Below are 23,839 nucleotides of genomic sequence, written 5' to 3'. Positions count from 1 at the left end.
CGGTCCCCGCGTGGCCACCAGGCGCCCCGCCGGGGTCGTCGGTGGCTCATCCGGCGCGTTCGATCACGAGGAAGGTGGCGATGCGGCCGATCAGGTCGTAGGGGATCGGCTCGCTCAACGGGAACTTCGCGGTTCCCGGGCCGGACCGGTAGGGGGCGAGATCGGCGGCGAACGCGTCGTCGCCCTCCGGGAGGGGATACACACTGACGTGCTTGGCCCACCCGGCGAAGTGCACGACCGACTTGCCGTCGACGGTGAGAGTGGGGATCTGGTAGCTGATCTTCTCGCCTGCGTCCGGAACGGCGTCGTGGAGCGTGCGCCGGATCCCGTCGAGCACCTCGCGGGTCTCGTCGGGGAACGACGCCAGGTAGTCGTCCACCGAGTCGAATGTCTCTGCCATGACGCCCCTTTCGGCGATCACATCGGTGCGACCGCGGTGACCTGCAGTTGATCCACGTTGGGCAGTGCGCATCCGGTGCCCGGGTAGGCGACGAACAGTGCGGCCGAGTCGTCCGGCGGATACACGTGAAGTCCGGCAACCGGTGTCGGGCCACACTGGTAGTCCGGGTAGTTCAGGACCTGCACCGCGCGGACCGACGCCGTCGCGCGTCCGCCGGGGGCCAGGGTGACGGGACCGCTCGGCGAACCCGACCGCGTCGCCGCCGCGCCGACCTCCGTGCCGTTCTCGGCGGTGACGTAGGAGACGCCGGGGAAGCCGGACAGGATGCAGGTGCGGTCCCCGGTGTTCGTGAACACCAGCGGCATCGTCACGGACCCCGCCGACCCGTCGGTGCGCCCGAGGTTCAGCGACAGTTCGTCGGCGGTGCACCGGTCCGCGACCGGAATGTCCGTCGTCGCCGACGCGACCTGGTCCGTGGGTGCCAACTCGATGGTGATCGATTTCGGTGGTTCGTCGTCCGAGGAGCACCCCGCGAGGATCGCCACGGCGCCCAGGACAGCGGTGCCCAGCGCAGCGGCGCGAGTGATCATCGCGGACCCCGTCGCAGGCATTCCTCGAACAGCTCGCGCACTTCGCGGACGTGGTCGTCGAGATTCTCCGTCGTCCAGTCGGTCGTCGGCACCGGATCGAGGACCTCGGCGTGAACCGTACCGGGGTGGGCGACGAACGAATTGCGCCACATCAGTTCGCCTGCATCGTGGATGACGATCGGCACGACCGGAACCCCGGCCTGCAGCGCCAGGTGGAAGCCGCCCTTCTTGAACCGGCCGAGTTTCGGAGTGGGAGACCGGGTTCCCTCCGGCGCGATCGCGATGGAGATCCCCGACTTCAGCTTCTGCACCGCGGGAGCGAGCGCGGCCTTGGCTCGTGACGTGTCGGCCCGATCGACGTATGCGACGTCGAGCAACGCCCCGACGGGAGCGAAACGCGGATCGTGCGCCGCCTCCTGCTTCGCCACGCCCGTGACGTCCCGGCGGATGACGGTCCCGAGCACGAGCACGTCCAGCGAACTCTGGTGGTTGAACATGAAGACCGCGGGACGATGGCTCCACGCGTTGTCGCGTCCCTGTACCTCGACGTGAATCCCGAGGATCGCCAACGCGAGATCGGGCCCGACGGTCCCGACGAGATTCGCCGCGTTCTGGCGACTGCGGGTCAGCAGACCGGCGCCGACGCCGACCGCACTGGCGGTCATCAGCGCACCGAGCGCGGTCGCGGTGCGGGCCGTGGACAACACCGTCGGTCCGCGCTGCGGCTCCGCGAGGCGCACCACGGGCCACTCGCTGCGCTGGGCGCGTCGGGTGAGGCTGCGGTCCGGATTGAGCGCAACGGGCCTGCCCACCGACTCGAGCATCGGCACGTCCTCGTTGCCATTCGAGTAGGCGAACGCGTCCGCGAGGTCGGCGCCGTGATCGGCCGCGTACTCGGCGAGTGCCTTCGCCTTCGCCTCGCCCCACAGCGGCGGTGCCGCGAGGCGTCCGGTCAGCATGCCGTCCACCACTTCGGGAGTCGAGCAGAGCACGTCGGCGATGTCGAGGTCGTCCGCGACGTACTGCGCCTGGTACGGCGTCGCGGACGTCGCCATGACGATTGTGTGCCCGGCCCTACGGTGCGCGGCGAGGATGTCACGGGCGTCGCGGTAGATCATGCCCGCGATCTGCTGCCGGAACAGCCGCAGACCCCACTCCCGCAGTTCGTCGTCCTGCCTGCCTGCGAGGGCCTGCACGGCGATGTCCATCAGTGCGCCGACGTCGGCTCCCCGGAACTGCGTGTCGAAGGCCGCACCCGTCGTGCGCAGCAGCTCGCCGAGACTGATGTCGAAGCTGCGCAGTCGATCCCGGTACACGACGGACGCCGAGTACCCCGAGATCAGGGTGCCGTCGAGGTCGAAGGCCGCCAGCGTTCCCGGGCCGGGCGGCGCCTCCGCAATCGCCCGGTACAGGTCGTCGAGGGCGGTCATGCGCTTGGTCCGTCCGAGTTGGATTCCGGTGCGCCCGAAGCCACATCGGGTTCGGTCAGGGTGGCAAGTCGCTCGTGGGCGAGTTCCCGGATCCGCCGCACCCGACGGACCAGGGCCCGGATCTCCGCGGCGAACTCCTCCCGGCGTACCACGACGGCATCGGCGCCCGCCGCGTCACCGTCCTCGACGTCGGTTTCGACGAGCCCTCGATTGCGGGCCAGTGCCAGGGCGGTGCCGAACAGTTCGCTCGAGATCGACTCGCTGCTGGCGATCTGCTGGCGCAAGCGGCGCTGTTTGGCGATTCCGAGACACTTTGTCATGAACGATTTCTCGTCGAAGGTCGACGACACCGGCATCACGACCAGCTGATCGGCCACCACCTCGTAGGCTTCGAGGAACGGCTGCAGCACCCGGTGTGCCAGGTAGGGGAGAACCGCCGCCAGCATCGTGGACGCGTGGTCGGGGTCGTCGAGGTCGTCCTCCCAGCCGGAGCGGATGATCGTCAGTTCGTCCCGCATCTGTTGTTCGAACGTGGCCTTGTCCGGGAAGAAGAACTCGAACTTGAGGATGTCGCGGATGCGTTTCGCGTCTTCCCACCCCGACGTCACCAGATTGTCGGGGTGATCGTCGACGGCGCCCTGGATCACCAACTCCGCGATCGCACGGTTGACGAGGAAGTGGATGCTGTTGTTGCGGTAGAACGCCGCGACGAGGTGCTGATCGGATCCGAGATAGTAGACGAGCTCGTCACCCTCGGCGTAGCGCCGCAGGACACCCGAATCCAGGTGTGTCTGCAGTGCCTTCCGCACCACCTGCGGGTTCGTCAGGTCGACGTCGCCTGCCGTCGGCAGGTCCCGGATCACGATGTATTCGATGAGCGGAGTCAGGATGAGCTCCAACTCGCGGACGGTCAGCGCACGATCCTCGATGCCGAGGAAGGCGAGCAGCACCAGCGACGAGGCGGTGATCGGCGTGACCTCGTTGATGCGGTGACAGACCTCGAACGCCGTCTTCTGGATGGCGCGACGCTGATCGGATTCCTGGGCGAGAGCCTGTGCCAACGACAACGGTCTGCCGATGGTCACGTGCGCGACACCGTTGCGCTCACCCTGCGCGCGGACGTAGCCGACCATCCACCGCAGACCTTCCTTCTGCTTGACCTCGCCGTGCGCCTCCGCCGCCATCGCCGACACCTCGTACAACTGGTCGTAGATGAGAGAGACCGGAACGAGATACACGTCCGAGGCGACCGACGACTGGAACGCCTGCGCGAGGTACGTGAGAATCCCGAAGCGCGGCGGCCGCAGCTTTCCGGTGCGGCCGCGGCCGCCCTCGATATACCACTCGAGGTTGAACCGCTTCGTGATCAGGTACCGCATGTACTCGCGCAGCGTCCACTTGTACACCTCGTCGTCGCCGAACTTGCGCCGGATGAACACGGTGCCACTGCGTTTCCCGATCGGACCGATCGGCCAGAAATTGATGTTCAAGCCGCCCATGACGTGATTGAGCGGAAGATCGTTGGCCAGCAGCGCCGGACGCAGCACCAGCGGGTCGAGATACGAGCGGTGGCTCGGCAGGAATACGAGTGAGTGCTGGCGGTTGAGTTCCCGCAGCTCGTCGAACCGGGCGGTGTCCACGTCGAGGCGGTAGGCGCGGGAGAAGTAGCGGCCCAGCCGGCCCCACAGCGCGACCGCGCGTCTGCTCTGCGTCGCGACCAGCTCGTCGAGGGATGCCCGGGCGTGCTGGTCGACGTCGCTGAGTCGGACGTGCTGCTCCGCCGAGAGACGACGGATGCCCTCGCGGTACCGCCTGCTGTCGGTGATCTCGTCGACCACGAACCTCGACACCTTGTACTGGTCGCCGAGCAGGGTCCGTTCGGCCCGTTCCAGTGCCAGCGCGGCCTGCCTTCGGATGTACTCGGGCAGCGATCCGCCGCCGTCCTCCGCGAGGCGGCGTTCGAGGTCGCTGAGCGGGGCGGGCTCACCCTCGATCACCCGGCAGCGCGTCGGATCGGTGCGGAGCAGTCGACGCTGCGCGCCGCGGCCCGGATGCAGTGGGTCGCGCGGTGATATCGCCTCGCGCACGCGAACCGTGCCCGGCTCGTTCGGGTTCCGCGGCAGCCACACCACCCGAACCGGCGTCAGGAGCGGGTCGTCCTCGCGCCTCGTCAGGTCGAGCAGCGCCTGATCGGTGATGGCGACCGCGGTCGCCGGGACGGTGGCGTCGCTCAGTTGCTCGCCGAGCCAGGTGTGCAGCACCCCGGACTCCGTCTCCGTCATCGCCTCGGTCAGGTACACCCGAGGCCTCGTCGAGTTCGTCATCGCACTCCCCATCCTCGCTGCACGGCCATGCTCACAGCACCTCCATCCTCGCCGAGGTCGTCACCTCGACCCGTCGGACACGCCAAGGGCCACCACTTCGTCGAGGGCCTCCTGGAGGCAGTCCATGAACAGCTTCGGATCGGCTACCGCGGCGGTGTCGAGGTTGACTCCGATGCAGCACACTCCGACGTGCGAGACCATCGTCGCCATCACCGCGCAGCCCGGTGCCGGGCCGAACGGGAACATTCGCTCGATCCGTGCGCCCGCGAGGTAGACCGGAACGGGAACTCCGGCGACGTTGCTGGCCTGCAGATCGAGTCCCGTCGACTGTGACAGGTACCAGTTGGCGAGCAACCAGGTCGGGAGTCGGGACAAGACGGGCGCGGCCATGTCGAGTGCGTCGATCGCCGGTTCCTCCCGCAACCCGAGGACGATCGCCCGCACCTTCGCGATGCGCTCGGTGGGGTCGTCCACGGTCGCGGGACCCACGAACCGGACCGCGGTGAACCGGTTGCCGCCCGACGGATCCGAGGCGGTGCGCATGTTCACCGGCATACCCATCGGGACGGGGGAGGGCTCCTGGCCTCGTGCACGCTGATACCGGGCGAATCCTCCGAGCAGCGCGGCGACGTAGGCGTCGTTCACCGAGCCGCCTGCCGCCTTGGCCGCGGTCTTGAGTTCGGGCAGACCGACTTCGAGGACGCCGAACCACCGTCCGAGGCCGCGGTCGCGGAGCAGGGGAGAGCCTTCCGCCGGCGGCGGCGTGACGATACGGCGCAGTGAGTTCGCGTAGCCGAGCACGTCGCCCGCCGTCCCCAACGGATCGGTGACGGCTGCCGCCGCGGTGCGCACCGCGCCGTCGACGAGCCCTCGGATGAGGCCTGGAGTGCGGCGTAACTGCGTGACGACCTCCTCACCGAAGGCCGTCACGGTGTTCAGGTTCTCCGGCGGCGCGGGCAGACGGTCGGGCTTGTCCGGGGTCGGCTCGCGGCGCCTGCTGTGCAGGAGCGTCATCAGGCCGATGCCGCCCATGCCGTCGGTCATGCTGTGGTGGGTCTTGACGAAGTAGACCGCGCGGCCGTCGTCGAGTCCCTCGATCAGCATCGCCGTCCACGGGGGCCTGGCCTTGTCGAACGGCTCGCAGGCCAGATGCCTGCAGATCCGCAGCGCGTGGTCGAACGTCGCGGGCTCGGGCAACCGAACCCGACGCAGGTGGTAGTCCAGGTCGAACTCCGGGTCCACCGACCACACCGGATTGCCCAGGCCGAAAACGGGTTCCACGGCGCGCATCCGAATTCGCGGGACGATGTGCGACGCCCATTCGTGCGCCCGCACGAGCCGATCCCAGTCAGGGGACTCGTCGAGGACGTCCACGGCGACGATCGGCGATCGGAGCCTCGGCTGTGCCTCCTCCATCCGCCACATGCCCGCCTCGAGATCGGACATGGTGCGGTCCCAACCCGCTGCCACACCGGAGAGGTCGACATCCACCGCGCTCGGAGGAACGAGAGGTCGGCCGTCACCCATGTCGCACTCCCAACGTCGTCGACTGCGGTTGCGCACACGCCGCCGTCCACTCCAGGTCGTTGCCGACGCGGGTCACGCCTGCGGGTGCCTCCCTCAGTCTGTACCCGCCCGGTGCGCTCCGGGGCGGATTCCGTCGTGAGTGCGAGTGTCGTGCCGGGTGGGCAGGCGTGCGCGCCGTGCCGAGGCCGTCCACCGGACGGGGGAGTCGATCCATATCGCCTCCGGAACCAGCCGGGGGGTGTATGAGTATTTTGTGGTGCATCACACACGCCGGTTAACCAGATGTTTCGATGCTGGCTATACAAACAATGCTCTGACCGCGCTAGATTGCCCCCATCGCTCGGTACCGGTGATTCGTTACAGGTCCGGCGAAAGTGTCGGTTGGTTGGCCGACGCTCGTTGTTACCGCGCCCGGATGCGCGGAGTGCGTGATTGGAGTTACCGATGGCCGTGACGAGTGCAATCGACGGGATCGTGCGGGCAATCTTCGCCTATGAGTTCGACGACCTGGACTCCGTCGACTCGGATGCCGTCGACGCGATCAGGGCCGGAAAGCTGGACGACTGGGTCTGCGCCGTCGCCGACTCCGGACTGCTTGCCAACGACATGGTGCGCGACCTCGAAGCTGCCTGGCGTGGAAATCCGGAACTCCTGGTCGACGCCCTGTTGGATGGCGCCGACGAGGTCACCTCGCGGCGAGTGCGGGCGTCGCGGGTGCCTGCCGCTGTCGCGGCCGAAGCCGCGTTCGTCAGCTGATCCCCGGAGGGCGGCCGACCGTTCGTCGTCTCGTTCGTCACATCAGTCACAGTGGACACTCTGTTACCAGATTGTGGCGATTCGTCCTCGTCAAGGCCGAGAATTCCGGCTAGGTTGGGCTCCAATCGCTCGACGGCGTCACAGTGTTACACCGTCGCTCGAAGTCATTACGACGAAGGGATCGGCCGTATGAACAACCTGGCAACTCCGACCCAAGAGTTGATGAGTGCGGTTCTGTCCTGTGAGTGGGATGGCGGGGAGATCGACGTCCACGCCGTCGACCAGGTGCGCGACGGTGAGCTGAACACCTGGCGGGAGGCGCTCTCGGACAGTGGACTGTTCACGGACGAGGCCCTTGCCGGAGTGGTCGCGGCATGGCGCCGCGACCCCGAGATCCTCGTCGACGCGCTGCTCGCGGGAGCCGACGAGATCTCCCGGCGACGACTCAAGGCTCCGCGCCGCCCGTCGCTGCTTCCCGTCCTCTGCACCCGCTCGGGCGTTCTCGGCTGATCCGACATTCACGAACCCTCATCGATCACGACGACCTCGTCATCGGTGAGGGTTCTGTATTTCACGCCCGACCTCAGGTAGCCGTCGGCGATGCGGTCGATCAACTCGACCTCCTCTGCCGGATAGCCCGGAGAACGATGGTGCGGCACGATTGCGAAATCGATCAGACCGAGACCGTCCCAGATCGGCGTCGTCCCGCACACCGCCTCGACCTCGGCCGGGTCGTCCACGAGTTCGAGGCCGCGCAAGCTCGGCGACATCACACACGCGCCCGCACTGTAGCCGGCATACGCCAGCGCATCCTGCCGCAGCAGATCCGTCAGAACCGCGTCACCGCCGCACGCCGCGAGCCGTGCGCGCAACACGAAGGTGTTGCCGCCACGGACCCACACCGCGTCGCACCCCGCCAGGTGATTCCGCAGCTCGTCGGGCGTGCCTGCGTACTTTCGCAGGTCCAACTCGTGCGCGTCGAAACCGAGTCTCCGTAACGGAACCAGGTCGGACACCACGGCAGAGTCCCGCGCCGTTCCCCATGCATCCGCTGCGTTCGCGATCACCGCGACCCGGCCCGAGCCGCCGACGAGGTGCACGAACCGGTCACGGTGCGCGCCGAACCGGTACGACGCGAGAAACAGTCGCATCGCCGTCAGATCGTGAACGCCAGATTGGTCGCGATCTGGATGCCGAGTTCCTCGTGACCGGTGATCGTCACCTCGCCCGCTCGGTCGGTGGGCGAGACCCGGCCGCCGCACAACCGGGTGAACAGCCGCGAATCCATGGTCAGTGTCGTCGTCGCCGGGCCCGGCAGCTCGTCGACGAGCGCGGCGCGGCCCTCGACCGCCACGTGAATGTTCCGAGCCAGGGGGCCGGTCAGTGCGAAGGTCACCGACGTGCCCTGCGGAGCCCTGCCTTTCTTCGCAACGGCGAAGGGGACACCCGAGAGGAGTTCGGCGAGGGCGTACTCGGCGCGCACGTCACCCTCGTCGCCCGGCCGCCCGATCGCGTCGCGGATGTCGTGTTCGTGGAACCAGCAGTCGAACAGGCGGGTCCGCATGAAGCGGCCGTAGCTGTCCGGGCCGACCGGCGTCATCGACGGCGCGTCGAAATCGGCCTGCGTCATCGTCCGGAGCGCGTCGGCGCGGCGGGAGGTGATGTCCCGGTAGTGAGCGAGGATCTGCTCGGGCGTGTGCTCACGCAGTCCGTGGATCCAGCGTTCGTTGAACGCGCCGATCGGATTGTGGACGTGGGGCGAATCGGGGACGTCGCCCTCCTCGACCGGCGGATCGATACCCGCGAGCATCGACTCCGTTCCGATCAGGTGTGCCACCACGTCCTGTACCGACCAGCCGGGCAGGGGAGACGGCGTCGACCACTGCGCGGGGGTCAACTCGTCGAGCAGGAATCCGATCGTCTGCCACTCGCCGATCAAGGCGTCCGTGAGGGGTTCCTTGTCGAGCAGGGTCGGTGTCTTCGCGTCACTCACCCGGCCAACTCTAGGACCGGCCCACCAGCAGCGCCGGGAGTCGGCGAATCCGGCGTGCCTACCCGGCGCAGCGCGGGCAGGGGTGTTCGGGGCCGTCGGGCAGGAACGCGCCGCACTCCGGGCACACGCGATCCAGCCAGCACACCGGGTCGCCGCCGAGGTCCTCGCCGCCCGGTTTCCGCGCGTCGGAGTGCTCCGTCATCGGCTCCTGGGTCATCGGCTCCCGGGTCATGTGGTCACGGCTCGCGATCAACGTTTCTCCTCCAGGAACTCCGCCAGAACCTCCGCGTGGCTGTGCGCGACGTCCCGGGTCGCGGTCAACAGCACGAGGGCATGCCCCTGCGCGAGCGCGCGGACGTGGTCGACGGACTCCTGGCCGGCGTCGGACTCGAGCTCGGCCCGATAACGGGCTCGGAACTCGCGGAAGTGTGAGGTGTCGTGGCTGTACCAGCGACGCAGTTCCGTCGACGGGGCGAGGTCCTTCGCCCAGTCGTCGTAGTGGAAGGAGTCCTTGCGAACCCCGCGCGGCCAGAGTCGGTCGACGAACACGCGAACCGTGCCCGGTTCGGCTTCGGGATGGTCGTAGACCCGCTCGACGGTGACGTGCGCGCCGTCGAGGGCGGCTCTGGTCACTGCATTCCTGTCGATCATCGATCGCCTCCGGTGCTTGCGCCCGAATCGTCACGGCGTGCGGTGTGGGCTCCCACCTGAGCCCAGTTTAGGGAGTCCGGACGGACCGCGCCGGGCACATCGTCGAGTTGTGACGGTTACCTGCTTGCCATTGTGAATCTCACACGTTCGATGTGTGTCCTGTGAGATCCAGGGACGTGACGAACAAAGGTCCAGGTCACCCAACATGCCGAATCAGGTCTGTGACCTGGGGCACAATAAGAGGACTCTGTGCTGGGTTAACTCCAGTACGGATTCGATTCAGTAGGCGAAAGTCGGGATCCGAGGTGCCTTCGGGACCGTAAGTCTGGCTAGCATTGGCCCACCTCGTGCCGCCGGACATACGCCGTTCGTCCGCATTCGGGCCTCCACCCTCTCGGCCCGCCCCAATTCATCGCAGGAAAGCAGTCACATTGGAAACATCGAAGAGCACGCCGCAGGCGCGCCCGACGGTCGGCGTCGTTCGAGAGACGAACGACGGCGAACGTCGAGTGGCCCTCGTGCCCAAGGTCGTCACCACCCTGATCGGCAAGGGCCTCGACGTCGTCGTCGAAGCCGGCGCCGGCCTTGGGGCGTTGATCCCGGACGAGCTGTACAAGGAGGCCGGTGCCACCATCGGCGACCCGTGGTCGGCTGACCTGGTCGTCAAGGTCGCGCCGCCCACCGACGCCGAAACCGCGAAGCTGAAGTCGGGATCCGTCCTGATCGGATTCCTGGCGCCGCGCACCAACCCGGACGGGATCGCCGCACTGAAGGCCGCGGGAGTGTCCGCGTTCGCCGTCGAGGCGATCCCGCGCATCTCCCGCGCCCAGGTGATGGACGCGCTGTCGTCGCAGGCGAACGTCGCCGGCTACAAGGCCGTCATCGTCGCCGCATCGGAGTCCACCCGGTACTTCCCGATGCTGACCACCGCCGCGGGCACCGTGAAGCCGGCGACCGTGCTGGTTCTCGGTGTCGGTGTCGCCGGTCTGCAGGCCCTCGCGACCGCGAAGCGGCTCGGCGGCCGGACCACCGGCTACGACGTGCGTCCGGAGGTTGCCGACCAGGTGCGCTCCGTCGGCGCGCAGTGGCTCGACCTCGGTATCGACGCCGCCGGTGAAGGTGGTTACGCGCGTGAACTCACCGACGACGAGCGGGCGCAGCAGCAGCAGGCGCTCGAGAACGCGATCAAGGGCTTCGACGTGGTGGTCACGACCGCACTCGTGCCCGGCCGTCCCGCTCCTCGCCTGGTCACCGCCGCAGCGGTCGAAGGCATGAAGCCCGGCAGCGTCGTCGTCGACCTCGCGGGCGAGACCGGCGGCAACTGCGAACTGACCGAGCCCGGTCAGACCGTCGTCAAGCACGGTGTGACGATCTGCTCGCCGCTGAACCTGCCCGCGACGATGCCCGAGCACGCGTCGGAGCTGTACTCGAAGAACCTGCAGGCCGTCATCGAGCTGATGCTCGACGACAACGGCGCACTCGCACCCGATTTCGACGACGAGATCCTCGCGGCCGCCTGCGTCACCCGGGAGGCGAACGCCTGATGTACAACGAACTGCTCGCGAACATCGCGATCCTGGTCCTGGCCGGGTTCGTCGGATTCGCCGTCATCTCCAAGGTTCCGAACACGCTGCACACGCCGCTGATGTCGGGTACCAACGCCATCCACGGCATCGTCGTGCTCGGCGCGCTGGTCGTCCTCGGACACCTCCCCGGCGACGCGCCGTGGTCGATCAAGCTGATCCTGTTCGTGGCGCTGGTGTTCGGCACCCTGAACGTCGTCGGCGGCTTCGTCGTCACCGATCGGATGCTTGCGATGTTCAAGCCCAAGAAGGCTGTGGCCGAGAAGAAGGAGGCTGACGCCTGATGGGCTACCTCGTCACAATCCTGTACATCGTCGCGTTCTCGATGTTCATCTACGGTCTCTCGGGCCTGACCGGCCCGAAGACCGCGGTGCGCGGCAACTACATCGCTGCCGTCGGCATGCTGGTCGCCGTCGTGGCCGTGCTGATCGACGTCCGCGAGACCGACAACTGGATTCTCATCGCCGCCGGCCTGATCGTCGGTGTCGTCCTCGGTGTGCCGCCCGCGCTGCGCACCAAGATGACCGCGATGCCGCAGCTGGTCGCGCTGTTCAACGGCGTCGGCGGTGGCACGGTCGCGCTGATCGCGTGGGCCGAGTTCCTCAACTCCGACGGCTTCACCGCCGTCGAGGCGGTGCCGTCGGCACCGTTCATCATCGGCTCGCTGTTCGCCGCGATCATCGGTTCGGTCTCCTTCTGGGGCTCGCTGGTGGCGTTCGCGAAGCTGCAGGAACTGCTGAACAAGAACGTGGAGAAGGTCTTCGTCTCCAATGCCAAGGCCTTCCAGGTCGCGAACATGGCGTTGGCGCTGATCTCGATCGGACTTGCCGTCTACATCGGCATGGGCGCCGACGGTGACCCGCAGTCGTCGCTGCTGATCCTCGGTCTGCTCGTCGCGGCCGGTGTGATGGGCCTCTTCGTGGTGCTGCCGATCGGCGGCGCCGACATGCCCGTCGTCATCTCCCTGCTCAACGCCCTCACCGGTCTGTCCGCCGCGGCGGCCGGCCTGGCACTGAACAACCAGGCGATGATCGTCGCAGGCATGATCGTCGGTGCGTCGGGCACCATCCTGACCAACCTCATGGCCAAGGCGATGAACCGGTCCATCCCGGCGATCATCTTCGGCTCGTTCGGCGGCGGAGACGCAGGCGGTGCGGGCGGCGCGGCATCCGGTGGCACCGTCAAGGCGACCTCCGCCTCCGACGCGGCGATCCAGATGGCGTACGCGAACCAGGTCATCGTCGTCCCCGGCTACGGACTTGCTGTCGCGCAGGCCCAGCACGCCGTCAAGGAAATGGCAAACCTGCTCGAGGAGAAGGGCGTCGAGGTCAAGTACGCGATCCACCCGGTCGCAGGCCGCATGCCCGGACACATGAACGTCCTGCTCGCCGAAGCCGACGTCGAGTACGACTCGATGAAGGAGATGGACGACATCAATGGTGAGTTCTCCCGCACCGACGTCACCATCGTCATCGGCGCCAACGACGTCACCAACCCGGCTGCACGTCAGGACTCGTCGTCCCCGATCTACGGGATGCCGATCCTCAACGTCGACCAGTCGAAGTCGGTCATCGTGCTCAAGCGGTCCATGTCGTCCGGCTACGCCGGCATCGACAACCCGCTGTTCACCGCGGACCAGACGTCGATGCTCTTCGGCGACGCCAAGAAGATGGTCGGCGCCGTCACCGAGGAACTGAAGGCGCTGTAGATCCGGCACCGCCACAGGCAACGAAGGCGCCCCTCTCCGACTCGTTCGGGGAGGGGCGCCTTCGTTGCTTCGTGTTCCGGAACCGGTGGTCAGGTGATGACGCTGCCGGTCGGGATGAGTGCGGTGGTGATCGCGGCGATCACGATCGCCACCGGGTCGATGTCGGTGATGCTGCTCATCGTCGGGGCTCCTGTGATCTCAGCGATTGCCCGGCAGCACCGGCATGATGCCGATCGGCATCGGCTCGTTGTCGGTGATGAGGTCTACGAAGAACCCGATGATGTCCTCGACGCTGCCCATGGATCCTCCTGCGTGGTTTCCGGTCGGTTGCGGGCCGAGGATAGCCACCGTGCGCGGTCCGGACCACTCAATCGTCAGCGACGTCAGACGCCGGACTGACCTGGCCGGCGAACCACGACGCCAGCAGGACGATCACGAGCGGCACGACGAGCGTCGCCGTCAACGGCATCAGGTGCGTGAGCCACCCCAGCAGGGCCGGACCCGCGAGCAGCCCGATGTACCCCATCCCGACGACCCGCGACATGTTCACGCCGGGAGCGCCGCCGTGCAGGTTGCCCGCCGCCGTGAAGATCTGCGGGATGCACCCCGACAGGCCGAGCCCGAACAGTGCCCATCCGGCGAGGGTCAGCGGCACCCACACCGAGGCGATGACCGCAGTCAACCCGACCGCCGCGATCAGCGTCCCGTAGCGGACGACCGCGACCGGACCGAAGGTGGCTGCCACCTGGTCGGCGGTGAGCCGGCCGACGGTCATCATCACTGCGAATGCGCCGAACGCCAGTGCCGCCGTCGACTCGGAGGTACCCAGGTGTTCCTTGACCTGCAGGGTGCTCCAGTCGTTCGCGGCGCCTTCGGCGAGGAACACCGCGAACGCGATTGCGCCGAGGGTGAGGATCTTCGCGGTCGGGGTGCGACCGGAGCCGGCTGCGCCGGCGGGGCGCTGCGGGGCGGCGTGATGTTCGTGGGGGAGAAGCATCGGCACGCAGGCGAGGATGAGCACGGCGCCCAGCGCCGCCGCCCCGGACAGGGCGGTCAGCGGACTCCATCCGGCGGCAAGCGTGGCCGCGCCCAGCAGCGAGCCGACGACACCGCCGAGGGAGAACAGTGCGTGGAACGCCGACATGATCGGTCGGCCGTACGCGCGTTCGACGTGCACGGCCTGCGAGTTCATCGACACGTCGAGCGCCCCGTTGCCGAGGCCGAACACGGCGAGTGCCGCGGCGAGTGTGACGGTGTCCGTCGCGAGGCCGGGGCCGATCGCTCCGGCCGACAGCAGCAGACCTGCCGCACCGACCATCGGTTTGCTGCCCCACCGGTCTGCCAGCGGCCCCGCGATCTGCATGCCGATCAGTGCGGCGCCCGCCAGCACCAGCAGCAGCCATCCGAGGGTGGCGTGGCTGATGCCGGTGCGTTCGGAGATCGCGGGAATGTGCACCACCCACGCGGCGAGCAGGAATCCGTTGACGGCGAAGACGCCGAAGACGGCGGCGCGGGCACGGCGGAGGCGGACGGTGTCGAGAGTGGTGAGAAGCATCGCTCCCCATTCTGGCGGCTCCGCCGCCAGAATTGCCTCCTTGGTGGCCAGAACTACCACGAAGGCGCATGGGCGCCGGAGCCATCGAGGAGGGTGGCGACGTCGGCGAGGAACCGCGAACCCTGCTCACCGTCGACGACACGGTGGTCGAACGAGAGACCCAGCGTCGCGACCCAGCGGGGAACGACCCGGTCGTCGACCACCCAGGGGCGGCGCGTGACGGCACCGAGGCACAGGATCGCCGCCTGGCCGGGCACGAGGATCGGGGTGCCTGCGTCGACGCCGAACACGCCGACGTTCGTGACGGTGATGGTGCCGCCGGTCAGGTCGGCGGGAGTGGACGTGCCTGCTCGGGCCTCGGCGGATACCTCGGACAGCGCCTGCGCGAGGTCGACGAGGGTCATTGCGTGCGCGTCCCGGACCGTCGGCACGAGCAGGCCACGGTCGGTCGCGACCGCGACGCCCAGGTTCACGTGCCCGAACGTGACGATCTCCTGCCGCTCCTCGTCCCAGCTCGAGTTCAGTTCGGGATGGGTCCGCAGCGACACCAGCATCGCCTTCGCGACGAGCGCCAGCGGGGTGAGCGTGATCTCGGTGAACGCGGCCGTCGCGCGCAACCGGTCGAGCAGGTCCATCGATGCCGTGACGTCGGCGGTGACGAACACGGTCACGTGCGGTGCGGTGAATGCGCTGCGGACCATTGCGTCGGCGGTTCGTTTGCGGACGCCGTGAACGGGGGTACGGGTTTCGTCGGGCTCCGTCGCACGAACTGTCCCGGCGTCCCTGGCCCCGACGTCCCCGAGATCCCCGACCGTGACGGCGCCGCCCGGGCCGCTGCCCCGCACCGTCACCAGGTCGACGCCCAGTTCCCGGGCCAGGCGACGCGCGGACGGTGTCGCGTCCGGGCGGGTCTGCGGGCCGTCGTCCGGGCGTGGTGCTGGGGGTGGGCCGCGCCGCCTGGTCCCGGTCGGCGTGGTCGGCCCGTATCCGACGAGCACCGGATCACCTTGCGGTGCAGCCTGTTCGGGCAGGTCCGTCGTGTCGATCCGGATCAGTGGCGCACCGACGGCGACGATCGTGCCCGGCTCGGCGAGCAGTTCGACGACGACGCCCGCGAAGGGAGACGGCAGTTCGACGCCTGCCTTCGCGGTCTCGACCTCCGCGATCGGTTGGTTGAGTGTGACGACGTCGCCTGCGGCCACCGTCCACGACACCAGTTCGGCGTCGGTGAGGCCTTCGCCGAGGTCGGGTAGCCGGAACTCGTGAACGGTCACGGCGTCACCCGGCGAGGGTCCGGTCGACGGCGTCGAGGATCCGGTCCGGGTCGGGAAGGTAGTGCTTCTCGAGCTTTGCCGGCGGGTACGGCGTCGCGAAGCCGCCGACGCGCTGAATCGGAGCCTCGAGTTGGTAGAAGGAGCGTTCGCCGATGCGGGCGGCAATCTCCGCGCCGAGTCCCGCGAACACCGGGGCCTCGTGGGCGACGACGAGCCGGCCGGTGCGGCGCACGGATGCTTCGACGGTGTCGAAGTCGATGGGGGAGAGCGACCGTAGGTCCACCACTTCGAGGGAGTGGCCCTCGCTGTCGGCGATGTCGGCGGCGGCGAGAGCGGTCGCCACCATCGGTCCGTACGCGACGACGGTCGTGTCGGTACCGGGCCGGATCACGCGGGCGCGGTACAGGTCGAGTTCGGGGGATACCTCAGGGTCGAACTCGCCGCGGTCCCAGTACCGCCGCTTCGGTTCGAGGAAGATCACCGGGTCGTCGTCCGCGATGGCCTGCCGGATCATCGTGTACGCGTCGGCGGGACTGGACGGCGTCACCACCCGCAGGCCCGCGATGTGCGCGAACAGGGCCTCCGGCGACTCCGAATGATGTTCGACCGCACCGATTCCGCCGCCGAACGGAATGCGGATCGTCAGAGGCGCCCGGACGCGGCCCTCGGTGCGGTAGTGGATCTTGGCGACCTGCGAGACGATCTGGTCGAACGCCGGATAGACGAAGCCGTCGAACTGGATCTCGCACACCGGCCGGTACCCGCGCAGTGCGAGACCGAACGCGGTTCCGACGATGCCGGATTCGGCGAGGGGTGTGTCCATGACGCGATTCGAGCCGAAGTCCTTCTGCAGGGTGTCCGTCACCCGGAACACCCCGCCGAGGGCGCCGATGTCCTCGCCCATCAGGACGACCTTCGGGTCGTCCTCGAGCGCGCGACGCAGTCCGGCGTTGACGGCTCCCGCGAGGGTGGTGGTGGTCATGACGGCACCTCCTCGAACGAGCGAAGGTAGTTCCGGTACCGCGCGCGTTCCTCGTCGAGGAGGGGATGCCCGTGGGTGTAGACGTGCTCGAACAGGGCCGCCGGGTCGGGGTCGGCGAGTGCGAGGGTGCCCGCGCGGAACGCGGCGGCGGCGGCGTCCGCCTGCTCGCGGACGCCGGAGTCGAAGGTTTCGTCCCACCCGTCCTCCGCGGCGAGCAGACGGCGGATCCGCTCGAGGGGATCGCGCGCCTGCCACGGTGCGACGTCGGCGCCCGTGCGGTAGCGGGTGGGATCGTCGGACGTGGTGTGCGGACCCATCCGGAACGTCAGCGCCTCGACGAATCCGGGGCCGCCGCCGTCGCGGGCGCGGGCAACGGCGCCGCGGGTGACGGCGAGGACCGCGAGGACGTCGTTGCCGTCGACCTGCACCGACGGGATTCCGTATCCCGTTGCCCTCTGCGCCAACGGGATCGGGGACTGCAGTCGCACCGGTTCGCTGATCGCCCACTGATTGTTCTGGCAGAAGAACACGACACCGGCGCCCCACGTGGCCGCGAACCCGAGTGCCTCTGCGATGTCGCCCTGACTGGTCGCGCCGTCGCCGAAGTAGGCGACGGTGGCGATCTCGGCGCCGTCCAGATGTGCGCCGAGCGCATAGCCGACGGCGTGCAGTCCCTGCGCACCGACGACGATCGCGGGGTTCGTCATCGCGTGCGCGTTCGGGTCCCAGCAGGACAGGGACACCCCGCGCCACAACCTCGGCCACTGGGCAGGGTCGACGCCGCGGCAGTACGCGAGGCCGTGTTCGCGGTAGCTGGTGAACACGTAGTCGTCGGGGTGCAGGGCCCGCGCGGAGCCGATCTGGGCGGCTTCCTGGCCGAGGCAGGGCGCCCAGATCCCGAGTTGACCCTGCCTCTGCAGCGCGGTTGCCTCGGCGTCGATCCGCCTTACCACCGCCATGTCCGTGTACAGCCCGCGCAGCCGTGCGGTGTCGATGTCGGCGACGACCTCCGCGCACGGCGCACCGTGCACCCGCCTGCCGTCCGGTTGGACCAGCTGGACCGGGTAGACCTTCTTGTCGCCCACCGGGACCTCCTCGCGGTAGCCGCCGGGGAAGTCCTCGTGAGACGACGCCCGACGCGCCGAGCCCTCACCACCAGCATCCCCCTTTGTCGCGGTGGCGCAAGGTGCGCGTACCAGCAGGCCGATGCGGAGTCGTGATATCCAGCCGACCGTGTGAGTGGGGCACTAGCATCGACGGTTCGGACGGGCATGCCGCCGAATCCGTAGGGCCAGGGCCGGACGGTCCGGCGATCAGGAGGGATCAGTCGATGAGCAATGCCGTTGGCCTCAACGAGGAGGCGGTCGCCGCCTGGATCGCGGACCTCGGGATCGGAGCGCTCGCGCCACTGACCTTCCAGCGCATCGGCAACGGTCAGTCGAACCTCACCTACCGGGTGACGGACTCCAGCGATTCCCAGTGGGTTCTGCGCAGGCCGCCACTCGGACATCTGCTGGCGTCCGCCCACGACGTCGCCCGCGAGTACCGGATCATCACCGCCCTCCAGGGTACGGGAGTGCCCGTTCCGAAAGCCCTTGCCCTGACGGAGGACCCGTCGGTCACCGACGCTCCCCTGATGCTGATGAGTCACGTCGACGGCGTCGTCGTCGACAACATCGGAGTTGCCAGGAAGTTGACGCCCGAGCTGCGCCGCGCAACGGGACTGTCCATGCCGAGGGCGCTCGCGCGCATTCACGGCGTCGATCTCGAACTCGCGGGCCTCGACGACCTGGCGAGCCGATCTCCGTTTGCCGAACGCCAGATGCGACGGTGGACGGGGCAGTGGGAGAAGTCGAAGACGCGCGAGGTCCAGGCGCTCGACGATCTGACCGAGCTGTTGGCGCGGTCGATCCCGCAGCAGACCGAGACGACCCTCGTGCACGGTGATTTCCACCTGAGCAACGTCATCACCTCGAAGGACGACGGCAGGGTCGTCGCCGTTGTCGACTGGGAACTGTCCACGCTGGGTGATCCGCTCGCCGACGTCGGAGCGCTGCTCGGCTACTGGGCGCAGGCCGACGACGCCGTGACCGGTCCGTTCGTGGCGTCGACGGTGGAGGGGTTCCCGACACGCGACGAACTCGCCGAGGTGTACTTCGCCGAGACGGGCCGTGACCCGGCGGCGCTCGGCTTCTGGCATGCGCTCTCACTGTGGAAGCTCGCGATCATCGCCGAGGGGGTGTTGCGTCGGACGTTGGACGACCCCCGCAACACCGCCGAGTCGGGCGGGCCGTCCGTCAAGCTCATCGACGACATCGTCGAACGGGCACGCGAGACCGCGGACGCCGCCGGCCTTCGCTGACCTTCCGGCAAATACCTGGCGTGAGTGGGTATTTCGTTACCGTCTCTGTATCCCGATCGATCGGTTTGTGAATCCGGCAGTGTGGTAGGTGATTTCGGTCGTGAATCGACAGCAAGAGACGCCGGATCTGTATTCATGATTGGATCTTTGCTTCACCGCCGCTATCGAATTCGAGAGTTTCGCGAACTCGAAGGGGTGTTCGCGTCGGTGAAGTGATTCCCGAAAAGCGGCACGTAATCCGCTGTGGTGGTGGCACACTCGTGCTCGGCCGATTCGGCTGCATGTGACACACCGCGAACCCGCCGCGTACACGGTGGAGTGACCGGGTTCGACGCGCTTCCTATCGGGGGGAGTTCGTCAGCGCACCCCGGCATTGCCGGACCCGGTGCATCAACGGATTAGAAGGAGTCTTCATGGATCAGATCGTCACTCTGCTCACTGATCTTCTCGGCAGCTTCTCCGCCGACGGCGAGACCACGCCGCCGCCGGTCGCCGAGACCCCCGCAGAGTAGGTCACGATCGGGGCATCGCCCCGGCCGCACCTGTGCATTCCGTCCACCCCGCTCGGACCCGAGCGGGGTGGACGTGTTCCTCGGGTGGCGCGATTCGCTCAGATGCGGACGAGCCGTTCGACCGCGGAACGGATCTCGTCGGGGATCGGTACGGGACGCCGCGTCTCGGAGTCCACGTACACGTGCACGAAACGACCTGTCGCAGCCAGGTCGAGGCCGTCACCCGCAACGCGGAAGATGGCCAGCGAGTAGGTGATCGAGCTGCTTCCGAGCCGGTCGACGGCCAATCCGATCTGAAGGGCGTCCGGGAAGCTCAGCTCACGGCGGTACGTACAGGACGTCTCCGCGACGACACCGATCGCGGGCAGGTCGCGGATGTCCACCCCCGACTCCTGGATGAGGAACGCGTTCACCGCCGTGTCGAAGTACGAGTAGTAGGTGACGTTGTTGACGTGCCCGTAGTGGTCGTTGTCGGCCCACCGGGTGGGTACAGGCCAGAGGACGGGGTAGTCGGCTGCGGTCGGGACGGAAGCGGCGTCGGCGGTCACGAACCGACCCTAGTCACCCGACCGAACGCGTCGCGGCTCCGCCCGCAGCAGCAGTCGGATCACCAGGCCCGCCGCCAGCGCCCAGAACGCGGAACCGATCCCGGCGAACGCGACACCCGACGCCGCCACCAGGAAGGTCAGCACCGCCGGGAGGCGATCCGACTCGTCGGACAGCGCCGACATCAGAGCGCCCGCGAGGGTCGCGAGCAGGGCGAGACCGGCAACGGTCTCGACGACGCCGGGCGGTGCGGCGACCACCAGCGCGGACAGCGCCGCCGAGGTCACGGCGAGAACCAGATAGGACAGCCCTGCGGTGAACGCCGCGACCCACCGTCGGCGCGGGTCGGGGTGTGCGGTGGGGGCGGCCGCCAGCGCGGCACTGATCGCGGCGAGATTGATCGCGTGTCCGCCCGCGGGTGCCCCCACCACCGTGCCGACACCCGTCACGGCCATCGCGGCGCGCCACGGGACCCGGTAGCCGAACGACGCCATCACGGCCGTGCCCGGGATGTTCTGCGACGCCATCGTCACGACGTACAGCGGTAGGGCGATTCCCACCATGGCCTGCCACGACCACTGCGGGACCGTGAGGTCGAGTCGGGGGACGAGTGCGGTCCGGTCGACGGTCGCGTTGCCGGACGCCAGATCGATCGCGATCACCACCGCGGCGGTCGCGAACGCCGCGGGCACCGCCCAGCGGGTCGAGAACCGTTGCAGGACGAGCCACACCACGATGACCGGCGCCACTGCGGCGGGTGAAACGCGCAGCGCGGTGACGGGTTCGAGGCACAGGGGGAGCAGCACGCCCGCGAGCATCGCCTGCGCCAGCGGGACGGGAATCGACGCGATGAGGCGCCCCAGTCGCGGCCACAGCCCGGTGAGGACGATGGCGACACCCACCGCGACGAACGCTCCGACCGCGGCGGGCCACCCGCCTGCGACGGCGCCGGAACCCGCGAGCAGCGCCGCACCCGGTGTCGACCAGGCGAGCGTGATCGGCATCCGGAACCGACGGGCCAACCACACCATTCCGACGGCCTGGGTCACGCACAGGGCCAGCAGTCCCGAGGCGGCCTGCTCGGGGCTCGCACCGACCGCGCGCAGCCCGGTGAGCACGACCGCGAACGAACTCGTGAACCCGACGAGAGCGGTGACCACCCCGGCGACGATCGCGTGACCGGTACCCGGATCGGACGGGGACGAGCGGGATTCGGCAGGTGCAGGCACGACGGACATTGTCCCCGGCACGTCGCGGTGGCCTCGCGCGGTGGTTCCCATCCGGCGCGCCGGCCGCCCGCGGGGTAGCTTGTGACTCACACCACACGCCGACGACGGGACCGGCACATGACGCCACCGATCGCGACCTGGTTCCGTCGACGCCTCGGACCGGTGGCTGTCGCCGCCACCGCACTGCTGGTCCTCGCCGGCTGCTCCGACTCCGGCACGGACACCACGACATCGACGACGTCCGGATCCGCAACAGTCGGATCGGACGCACCATTGGACCCCGCACTCTCGCAACGCCTGGACGTCGCCATCGAGTCGGCGATGGAGCAGGCCTCGATACCCGGCGCGATCGTCGGTGTCTGGAGCCCGGAGGGCGCCTACGTCACGGCGCACGGCGTCGCGGACAAGGCCACCGGCGCGCCCATGGAGACCGACTTCTACAGCCGCATCGGCAGCGTCACCAAGACCTTCACCGTCACCGGGATCCTCCAACTCGTCGACGAGGGCACGGTCGGCCTCGACGATCCGATCGACAAGTACATCCCGGGTGTTCCGGGAGGTGACCGGATCACGATCCGCGAGCTGGCGCGCATGCAGAGTGGGCTCGCGAACTACACGGCGAGCGAGGATTTCCAGAAGGCGTTCTTCGCCGACCCGAATGCCCCGTTCACTCCCGAAAAGCTCCTCGGATACGCATTCGCGCTGCCCACGTCGTTCCCGCCCGGCGAGGGATTCGAGTACTCGAACACCAACACGACCCTGCTCGGCCTGGTCGTCGAGAAGGTCAGCGGAATGTCGCTGCCCGACTACATCACCGAGAAGATCCTCGCGCCGCTGGAACTGGACGACACCAGTTTCCCCACCGATGCGGCCTTCCCCGAGCCTCACGCGCAGGGGTACACGACGCAGACCCTCGACGGAAACGAGGCCACCGCAACCGACTGGAACCCGTCCTGGGGCTGGGCGGCGGGCGCGATGATTTCCACCCTCGACGACCTGCGGATCTGGGCTCCCGCCCTGGCGAACGGAACACTCCTCACCCCGGAAACGCAGGCGCAGCGGCTCGAGACCGTCACTGCCCCCGGCTACGCGCCGGGGGTCGGCTACGGGCTCGGGATCTTCGACGTCGAGGGCTGGATCGGGCACAACGGCAGCCTCCCGGGATATCAGACCGTCGTCGTCCACCTGCCGGAGAAGGAGATGACCCTCGTCATCATGATCAACACCGACGAGGCGTACGAGGGGAGCGAGCCGAGCACGTTGCTGGCCAACGCGATCACGCAGGTCATCACCCCGGACCACGTGTACCGACTGGCCGACAAGGCGCCGACGTCGGGTCCGCCCGCAGTGCCCGCGACGCCGGTTCCGCCGGCAGCGACCACGATGCAGGTTCCGCCGGCAGTGCCCACGACGCACGTTCCGCCCCCGATGACCACGATGCCGGTGACGCCCGCAGCGACCACGATGGTGCCAACCCCCACCGGTTGAGCCGCACCGGCCGGCGTCAGGCGCGGGAGAACTCCGACGCCCGCCGGATCTGATCGGCGGTCGGCATGACACCGGTGTAGAGGACGAACTGCTCCGCGGCCTGCAACGCGATCACCTCGGCGCCGGTGACGACGGACTTCCCGGCGGCCCGGGCGGCCCGGATCAGCGGAGTCTCCGGCGGCATCGCGACCACGTCGAACACGGTATCCGCGGCGTGCACCGCGTCGTCGGCGAACGGGGAGTCGTCGGCTTCCGGACCGCCCGCCATGCCGATCGGGGTCGCGTTCACGAGAAGTCGGGGACGCAGCCTGCCGAGTTCCGGCTGCCAGTCGAAACCGTACTGCTCGGCGAGCGCCCGACCGGTCGACTCGTTCCGCGCGATCACGGTGACGTCGGCCAGTCCGGTGTCCCGCAGCGCTGCGACGACGGCCTTCGCCATCCCGCCGCTGCCCGCGACGGCGGCGCTCGTGGTGGGTTTGACCGCACGGTCCCGCAGGAGAGTGGCCACGGCCTGGTAGTCGGTGTTGTAGGCGTGCAGCACGCCGCCCTCGTTGACGATGGTGTTGACCGAGTCGATCGCCGACGCCGACGGGTGCATCACGTCGACGTGGGCGATGCACGCCTCCTTGAACGGCATCGACACCCCGCAGCCCCGAATCCCCAGGGCCCGGATGCCTGCGATCGCCGTGGGCAGATCGGTGGTCGTGAAGGCCTTGTACAGGAAGTCGAGGTCCAGTTCCTCGTACAGGAAGTTGTGGAACCGCGTCCCGATGTTCGAGGGCCGCGCGGACAGGGACATGCAGAGTGTCGTGTCCCGGTTGACGGTGTCCTTGCTGAGTGGGCGCACCCGTCCACGGTAGCGCCGGGAGCTGCGGCGCACCCGTGAGCGAGTGACTCGCATCACGCCACGCCGTACAGTCGAAGGGTGT

Annotated in this window: 23 protein-coding genes; 7 read left to right on the top strand and 16 right to left on the bottom strand. The window is 68.4% G+C overall.

Annotated elements, in window-relative coordinates:
- Positions 1 to 46: 46 nt before the first annotated feature.
- The 5 genes from RHCRD62_RS05805 to RHCRD62_RS05785 are packed head-to-tail and all read right to left on the bottom strand — an operon-like array spanning position 47 to position 6,271.
- A complete protein-coding gene (locus RHCRD62_RS05805) occupies positions 47 to 400 on the bottom strand; it encodes an iron chaperone (RefSeq protein WP_050063762.1) in 354 nt (117 codons plus the stop codon).
- A 17-nt stretch (positions 401 to 417) separates the two neighbouring features.
- The gene (locus RHCRD62_RS05800) at positions 418 to 990 is read right to left on the bottom strand and encodes a DUF4232 domain-containing protein (RefSeq protein WP_050063841.1); all 573 of its coding nucleotides are present in this window, start codon (positions 988 to 990) and stop codon (positions 418 to 420) included.
- Positions 987 to 2,420, bottom strand: coding sequence for an HAD-IB family hydrolase (locus RHCRD62_RS05795; protein WP_050063761.1), 1,434 nt, complete (start codon positions 2,418 to 2,420; stop codon positions 987 to 989). Before RHCRD62_RS05795 ends, RHCRD62_RS05800 begins: the two co-directional genes overlap by 4 nt.
- Complete coding sequence (locus tag RHCRD62_RS05790; RefSeq protein WP_050063760.1) at positions 2,417 to 4,744, bottom strand: glycerol-3-phosphate 1-O-acyltransferase; 2,328 nt, start codon at positions 4,742 to 4,744, stop codon at positions 2,417 to 2,419. The genes RHCRD62_RS05795 and RHCRD62_RS05790 overlap by 4 nt, the downstream gene beginning before the upstream one ends.
- Positions 4,745 to 4,804: 60 nt before the next feature.
- Positions 4,805 to 6,271 (bottom strand): wax ester/triacylglycerol synthase domain-containing protein, encoded by a 1,467-nt coding sequence (locus RHCRD62_RS05785; RefSeq protein WP_050063759.1) that lies wholly within the window; start codon positions 6,269 to 6,271, stop codon positions 4,805 to 4,807.
- A gap of 444 nt (positions 6,272 to 6,715) precedes the next feature.
- On the opposite strand from RHCRD62_RS05785, the gene RHCRD62_RS05780 reads away from it, so the two are divergent.
- A complete protein-coding gene (locus RHCRD62_RS05780) occupies positions 6,716 to 7,027 on the top strand; it encodes a hypothetical protein (RefSeq protein WP_050063758.1) in 312 nt (103 codons plus the stop codon).
- A gap of 222 nt (positions 7,028 to 7,249) precedes the next feature.
- Positions 7,250 to 7,537 carry a hypothetical protein gene (locus RHCRD62_RS05775; protein ID WP_157050823.1) on the top strand — a complete coding sequence of 96 codons (288 nt, stop codon included), beginning with the start codon at positions 7,250 to 7,252 and terminating at the stop codon, positions 7,535 to 7,537.
- Positions 7,538 to 7,545: 8 nt separating this feature from the next.
- On the opposite strand, the gene RHCRD62_RS05770 is transcribed toward RHCRD62_RS05775, so the two are convergent.
- From RHCRD62_RS05770 to RHCRD62_RS05760, 4 genes are read right to left on the bottom strand one after another with little or no spacing between them, the layout of a single operon-like run.
- Positions 7,546 to 8,178 (bottom strand): Type 1 glutamine amidotransferase-like domain-containing protein, encoded by a 633-nt coding sequence (locus tag RHCRD62_RS05770; RefSeq protein WP_050063756.1) that lies wholly within the window; start codon positions 8,176 to 8,178, stop codon positions 7,546 to 7,548.
- Positions 8,179 to 8,183: 5 nt separating this feature from the next.
- A complete protein-coding gene (locus tag RHCRD62_RS05765) occupies positions 8,184 to 9,020 on the bottom strand; it encodes a maleylpyruvate isomerase family mycothiol-dependent enzyme (protein WP_084734103.1) in 837 nt (278 codons plus the stop codon).
- Positions 9,021 to 9,078: 58 nt separating this feature from the next.
- Complete coding sequence (locus RHCRD62_RS25720) at positions 9,079 to 9,273, bottom strand: hypothetical protein (RefSeq protein ID WP_157050822.1); 195 nt, start codon at positions 9,271 to 9,273, stop codon at positions 9,079 to 9,081.
- Entirely contained in the window at positions 9,270 to 9,653 is a 384-nt protein-coding gene (locus RHCRD62_RS05760) for a DUF488 domain-containing protein (protein WP_253277210.1), read from the bottom strand. The genes RHCRD62_RS25720 and RHCRD62_RS05760 overlap by 4 nt, the downstream gene beginning before the upstream one ends.
- A 449-nt stretch (positions 9,654 to 10,102) precedes the next feature.
- On the opposite strand from RHCRD62_RS05760, the gene RHCRD62_RS05755 reads away from it, so the two are divergent.
- Genes RHCRD62_RS05755 through RHCRD62_RS05745 form a run of 3 tightly spaced genes read left to right on the top strand, consistent with a single transcriptional unit; the run spans position 10,103 to position 12,962 of the window.
- On the top strand, positions 10,103 to 11,215 hold the full coding sequence (locus RHCRD62_RS05755; RefSeq protein WP_050063754.1) for a Re/Si-specific NAD(P)(+) transhydrogenase subunit alpha: 1,113 nt from the start codon (positions 10,103 to 10,105) through the stop codon (positions 11,213 to 11,215).
- Positions 11,215 to 11,538 (top strand): NAD(P) transhydrogenase subunit alpha part 2, encoded by a 324-nt coding sequence (locus tag RHCRD62_RS05750; RefSeq protein ID WP_050063753.1) that lies wholly within the window; start codon positions 11,215 to 11,217, stop codon positions 11,536 to 11,538. The genes RHCRD62_RS05755 and RHCRD62_RS05750 overlap by 1 nt, the downstream gene beginning before the upstream one ends.
- Positions 11,538 to 12,962 carry an NAD(P)(+) transhydrogenase (Re/Si-specific) subunit beta gene (locus tag RHCRD62_RS05745; protein WP_050063752.1) on the top strand — a complete coding sequence of 475 codons (1,425 nt, stop codon included), beginning with the start codon at positions 11,538 to 11,540 and terminating at the stop codon, positions 12,960 to 12,962. The genes RHCRD62_RS05750 and RHCRD62_RS05745 overlap by 1 nt, the downstream gene beginning before the upstream one ends.
- Before the next feature lie 367 nt (positions 12,963 to 13,329).
- On the opposite strand, the gene RHCRD62_RS05740 is transcribed toward RHCRD62_RS05745, so the two are convergent.
- Genes RHCRD62_RS05740 through pdhA form a run of 4 tightly spaced genes read right to left on the bottom strand, consistent with a single transcriptional unit; the run spans position 13,330 to position 17,858 of the window.
- Complete coding sequence (locus RHCRD62_RS05740) at positions 13,330 to 14,517, bottom strand: MFS transporter (protein ID WP_050063751.1); 1,188 nt, start codon at positions 14,515 to 14,517, stop codon at positions 13,330 to 13,332.
- A 53-nt stretch (positions 14,518 to 14,570) separates the two neighbouring features.
- Entirely contained in the window at positions 14,571 to 15,791 is a 1,221-nt protein-coding gene (locus tag RHCRD62_RS05735; RefSeq protein WP_050063750.1) for a dihydrolipoamide acetyltransferase family protein, read from the bottom strand.
- Between the two features lie 4 nt (positions 15,792 to 15,795).
- The gene (locus RHCRD62_RS05730) at positions 15,796 to 16,773 is read right to left on the bottom strand and encodes an alpha-ketoacid dehydrogenase subunit beta (protein ID WP_050063749.1); all 978 of its coding nucleotides are present in this window, start codon (positions 16,771 to 16,773) and stop codon (positions 15,796 to 15,798) included.
- Complete coding sequence (gene pdhA / locus RHCRD62_RS05725; RefSeq protein ID WP_050063748.1) at positions 16,770 to 17,858, bottom strand: pyruvate dehydrogenase (acetyl-transferring) E1 component subunit alpha; 1,089 nt, start codon at positions 17,856 to 17,858, stop codon at positions 16,770 to 16,772. The genes RHCRD62_RS05730 and pdhA overlap by 4 nt, the downstream gene beginning before the upstream one ends.
- A 245-nt stretch (positions 17,859 to 18,103) precedes the next feature.
- On the opposite strand from pdhA, the gene RHCRD62_RS05720 reads away from it, so the two are divergent.
- Positions 18,104 to 19,135 carry a phosphotransferase family protein gene (locus tag RHCRD62_RS05720; protein ID WP_050063747.1) on the top strand — a complete coding sequence of 344 codons (1,032 nt, stop codon included), beginning with the start codon at positions 18,104 to 18,106 and terminating at the stop codon, positions 19,133 to 19,135.
- A gap of 610 nt (positions 19,136 to 19,745) precedes the next feature.
- On the opposite strand, the gene RHCRD62_RS05715 is transcribed toward RHCRD62_RS05720, so the two are convergent.
- Together RHCRD62_RS05715 and RHCRD62_RS05710 are read right to left on the bottom strand one after the other, a co-directional pair.
- A complete protein-coding gene (locus RHCRD62_RS05715) occupies positions 19,746 to 20,195 on the bottom strand; it encodes an acyl-CoA thioesterase (RefSeq protein ID WP_050063746.1) in 450 nt (149 codons plus the stop codon).
- A 9-nt stretch (positions 20,196 to 20,204) separates the two neighbouring features.
- Complete coding sequence (locus RHCRD62_RS05710; RefSeq protein WP_253277220.1) at positions 20,205 to 21,365, bottom strand: benzoate/H(+) symporter BenE family transporter; 1,161 nt, start codon at positions 21,363 to 21,365, stop codon at positions 20,205 to 20,207.
- Positions 21,366 to 21,539: 174 nt separating this feature from the next.
- On the opposite strand from RHCRD62_RS05710, the gene RHCRD62_RS05705 reads away from it, so the two are divergent.
- Entirely contained in the window at positions 21,540 to 22,910 is a 1,371-nt protein-coding gene (locus RHCRD62_RS05705) for a serine hydrolase domain-containing protein (RefSeq protein ID WP_050063745.1), read from the top strand.
- Between the two features lie 16 nt (positions 22,911 to 22,926).
- Here RHCRD62_RS05705 and RHCRD62_RS05700 read toward each other — a convergent pair whose 3' ends face one another.
- Complete coding sequence (locus RHCRD62_RS05700; protein WP_301280715.1) at positions 22,927 to 23,757, bottom strand: shikimate 5-dehydrogenase; 831 nt, start codon at positions 23,755 to 23,757, stop codon at positions 22,927 to 22,929.
- Between the last annotated feature and the right edge of the window lie 82 nt (positions 23,758 to 23,839).

The organism is Rhodococcus sp. RD6.2, assembly GCF_001040705.1.
In the GTDB taxonomy this organism is placed as follows: Bacteria; Actinomycetota; Actinomycetes; order Mycobacteriales; family Mycobacteriaceae; genus Rhodococcus_G.
The sequence above is the reverse complement of the archived record's forward strand: the minus strand, read 5'-3'. Positions and strand labels throughout refer to the sequence as shown.

Excerpts from the sequence above, each read along its gene's own strand:
- RHCRD62_RS05805 (WP_050063762.1), bottom strand. The coding sequence starts at position 400 with ATGGCAGAGACATTCGACTCGGTGGACGACTACCTGGCGTCGTTCCCC.
- RHCRD62_RS05800 (WP_050063841.1), bottom strand. The coding sequence starts at position 990 with ATGATCACTCGCGCCGCTGCGCTGGGCACCGCTGTCCTGGGCGCCGTG.
- RHCRD62_RS05795 (WP_050063761.1), bottom strand. The coding sequence starts at position 2,420 with ATGACCGCCCTCGACGACCTGTACCGGGCGATTGCGGAGGCGCCGCCC.
- RHCRD62_RS05790 (WP_050063760.1), bottom strand. The coding sequence starts at position 4,744 with ATGACGAACTCGACGAGGCCTCGGGTGTACCTGACCGAGGCGATGACG.
- RHCRD62_RS05785 (WP_050063759.1), bottom strand. The coding sequence starts at position 6,271 with ATGGGTGACGGCCGACCTCTCGTTCCTCCGAGCGCGGTGGATGTCGAC.
- RHCRD62_RS05780 (WP_050063758.1), top strand. The coding sequence starts at position 6,716 with ATGGCCGTGACGAGTGCAATCGACGGGATCGTGCGGGCAATCTTCGCC.
- RHCRD62_RS05775 (WP_157050823.1), top strand. The coding sequence starts at position 7,250 with ATGAGTGCGGTTCTGTCCTGTGAGTGGGATGGCGGGGAGATCGACGTC.
- RHCRD62_RS05770 (WP_050063756.1), bottom strand. The coding sequence starts at position 8,178 with ATGCGACTGTTTCTCGCGTCGTACCGGTTCGGCGCGCACCGTGACCGG.
- RHCRD62_RS05750 (WP_050063753.1), top strand. The coding sequence starts at position 11,215 with ATGTACAACGAACTGCTCGCGAACATCGCGATCCTGGTCCTGGCCGGG.
- RHCRD62_RS05745 (WP_050063752.1), top strand. The coding sequence starts at position 11,538 with ATGGGCTACCTCGTCACAATCCTGTACATCGTCGCGTTCTCGATGTTC.
- RHCRD62_RS05740 (WP_050063751.1), bottom strand. The coding sequence starts at position 14,517 with ATGCTTCTCACCACTCTCGACACCGTCCGCCTCCGCCGTGCCCGCGCC.
- RHCRD62_RS05730 (WP_050063749.1), bottom strand. The coding sequence starts at position 16,773 with ATGACCACCACCACCCTCGCGGGAGCCGTCAACGCCGGACTGCGTCGC.
- RHCRD62_RS05720 (WP_050063747.1), top strand. The coding sequence starts at position 18,104 with ATGAGCAATGCCGTTGGCCTCAACGAGGAGGCGGTCGCCGCCTGGATC.
- RHCRD62_RS05705 (WP_050063745.1), top strand. The coding sequence starts at position 21,540 with ATGACGCCACCGATCGCGACCTGGTTCCGTCGACGCCTCGGACCGGTG.